We start from the raw sequence: 2,823 nt of genomic DNA, 5'->3' as shown, positions 1-2,823 counted from the left end.
AACGACCTAGGCCTCAAGCTAATCGCTATTCCGCCGCTAGGCAGCCACGGTTTCCAGTATGTGCTGAAAGAGCCAATCACTGGTACGCCGGGTTTGGAAGGTCGTCGCCTACGTGGCAGCCCCACCTACACCAATGTCACCAAGGGGCTTGGCGGTACACCGGTGCTGATGTCGAGTAGCGATGTCTACTCCGCGATGGACCGAGGCGTGATCGACGGCGCAGCATGGGGCCTGAATGGCGTCAATGACATGGGCTGGCAGGAGGTCGCCGGGTACTACTCGAAGCCGACCTTCGGTCAGACATATAACTTCGTACTGATGAACCTGAGCGCTTTCAACAGTCTGGAGCCGCAACAACAAAAAGTGCTGCTTGACGAAGGTCGTCGGTTAGAAACCGAGATCATCCCAGTACTGGATGAGCTGGCAGTCGAAGAGTGGAGTGCGCTAGACGAAGCTGGCATGCAAGCCACCGAGTTCGCACCTGAAGATGCGGATCGTCTCGATGCGCTCGTCACTGATGGCATCTGGCAGTTAGGCATAGACAAAACCCCAGATGCAGTAAACGCTATGCGCAAGCTGGCGATCGAGAAAAACATGACCACCGTTAGCGAGTAAGGAATTCACTATGCTAACCCTGCTTTCACGTGTACATGACGGCGTGACGCGGGCAGGCTTCCTTCTGGGCGGTATCACCCTGTGTGGTATCGTCCTGTGCTTCTGGCTGGAAGTCATAGCGCGCTACTTCTTCAATTCACCCACCTTGTGGTCCAGCGCGATGGTAGCTTATCTTTTGTGCCTCTCGATTTCGCTGGCAACACCGGAACTGGCACGGACCCATGGTCATATCGCCATCACCGTGCTGCCAGAACGTCTTAGCCCTGCCGCACGTGCAGCCTATGACCGCCTACTAGCACTGCTCACTGCCAGTGTCTGCGCTGTCGCTGGTTGGATCTGTCTGCAAGAGAGCCTACGCCAGCTCGACAACCACACCACCACGGCAATGGGCCTCGACATCCCTAAATACTGGGTCTCCTTCTTCATCGCCTACGCGCTGATCAATGCGGCGTTGTATTTTCTGCGTCACGCTTGCAGCCATGCAACAACACCTGTAGCGCCTGAGCCATCAGCGCCGAAAGACGGCACACATGCCGCCTCATCCTCGGTCTCTGTAACCGACGACAACAAAGGACGCTGAGTCATGGAATGGTATTACTCTCTGGGCCTTGCTATCGCCTTGCTGATGGGCCTCTTTGCCTTCGGTATTCCTGTCTTCGCTGCCTTCCTAACCATCAACGTGCTCGGCACTCTTTGGTTAATGGGTGCAGCTGGTTTCGGCCTGTTCGCCAACAGTATCTACGACAGCATGACGTCAGAAACATTGACCACCATCGCGCTGTTCGTGCTGATGGGAGAGCTATTGTTTCGTTCCGGATCCATTGATGTAATCTTCGACTCCCTCGATGCCCTGATGGGCCGTATGAAAGGTCGCCTCTATTTCTTCGTTGTTGCTCTCTCAACCCTGTTTGGTGCGTTATCCGGCTCTGCGCTTGCGGTTACCGCCATGCTCAGCCGCTCAGCGCTACCGACCATGCAAGAACGTGGCTATGACAGCAAACTCTCCATCGGCCTAATACTGGGAGGCGCGAGCTTAGCGCCGATCATCCCGCCAAGTCTTTTAGTAATCATTATCGGCTCAATGGTCGATGTGTCTATCGCACGCCTGCTGATCGCCGGCATTCTTCCTGGTATCCTGCTATCCACACTGTTCATCATCTACGTAAAAGTGCGTATTAAGATGGATCCGCGCCGTGCTCCACCTATCGATGAAAGCGGCGGTGGTAGTGCTGAACAAAAACGCCGTGCGCTACTCAATATGCTGCCGTTCAGCATCATCATATTTGCCGTTCTCGGGCTGATTCTGCTAGGCATCGCGACGCCATCCGAGTCCGCCGCCACGGGCGTGCTAGGGTCGCTATTAGTTGCTGCTTACTACCGCAAGTTCTCGTTCAAAATGGCTGGCGAAGCCGTCATGTCTTCGCTAAAAGTCAGCACTATGATCATCCTGATCTTGGCGTGCTCGAAACTATTTTCTCAGCTTCTAAGCTTCACCGGTGCAACCAGCGGCCTGGTTAGCAGCGTGACAGGCCTCGACCTTGATCCCGTGTGGATGCTGCTCATCCTAATGCTGATCCCTCTAGTCGCCTGCATGTTTATCGATCAAATTGCTTTCATGATGGTGGTTATTCCGATCTACGCGCCACTGGTCAAGCTGTATGGCTTTGATCCGGTGTGGTTCTGGACGCTGTTCCTAATAAACATTTCAGTAGGCAGCCTCACTCCCCCCTTCGGCTATAACCTATTTGCAGTAAAAGGCGCCGCCCCTGCAACCCCAATGCAAACCATCTTCGCCGCGGCTTGGCCGATCGTTATCTGCTTCTTGCTCGCGATGGTGGTCCTCTATTGGGCACCGTGGTTGATAACCTTCCTGCCCAGTTTAATCTGATTTTCCGAGACCTGGTCTCTGAGCAGTTTGTATCCATTGGCACCACCCAGATAACACCAAGAGTCCAACATGTACCAACTCAATGACATGCCAGCACAGGTCGCACCCGAACTGCTGAAACAGCTCATGCAGTGCGAGACAGCCACTATCGGCCACTTCCACACCCACGGCTTCGTCGAGCCGGCGATTGCCAGTATGCTGCCCAAGGTGCGCATTGTCGGCACCGCCGTTACCATCTCGCTACCGCCAGAAGATGGCACTCTGCTTAACCACCTGATGCGCCTGGTACGCCCAAGAGATGTGCTGATTGTCCATCGTCA

The 2,823-nt window shown here is 54.7% G+C and carries 3 protein-coding genes and 1 pseudogene; all 4 read left to right on the top strand.

What is annotated here, in order from left to right; all coding sequences use genetic code 11:
- Window positions 1–615: TRAP transporter substrate-binding protein (locus ACTH3D_RS12945; RefSeq protein WP_441667555.1), on the top strand; the 615-nt coding region annotated here is incomplete at its 5' end.
- Window positions 616–625: 10 nt separating this feature from the next.
- Complete coding sequence (locus ACTH3D_RS12940) at window positions 626–1,195, top strand: TRAP transporter small permease (RefSeq protein ID WP_441667554.1); 570 nt, start codon at window positions 626–628, stop codon at window positions 1,193–1,195.
- A gap of 3 nt (window positions 1,196–1,198) precedes the next feature.
- Window positions 1,199–2,503, top strand: a complete 1,305-nt coding sequence (locus ACTH3D_RS12935) for a TRAP transporter large permease (RefSeq protein ID WP_441667552.1) — start codon at window positions 1,199–1,201, stop codon at window positions 2,501–2,503.
- A 69-nt stretch (window positions 2,504–2,572) separates the two neighbouring features.
- Window positions 2,573–2,823, top strand: a pseudogene (locus ACTH3D_RS12930) (RraA family protein); the annotation flags it as partial.

The organism is Halomonas sp. (genome assembly GCF_052095765.1).
Taxonomy (GTDB): Bacteria; Pseudomonadota; Gammaproteobacteria; order Pseudomonadales; family Halomonadaceae; genus Halomonas.
This window is presented reverse-complemented; position numbering and strand designations above follow the sequence as displayed.

Coding starts and splice junctions, on each gene's coding strand:
- ACTH3D_RS12940 (WP_441667554.1), top strand. CDS start 626: ATGCTAACCCTGCTTTCACGTGTACATGACGGCGTGACGCGGGCAGGC.
- ACTH3D_RS12935 (WP_441667552.1), top strand. CDS start 1,199: ATGGAATGGTATTACTCTCTGGGCCTTGCTATCGCCTTGCTGATGGGC.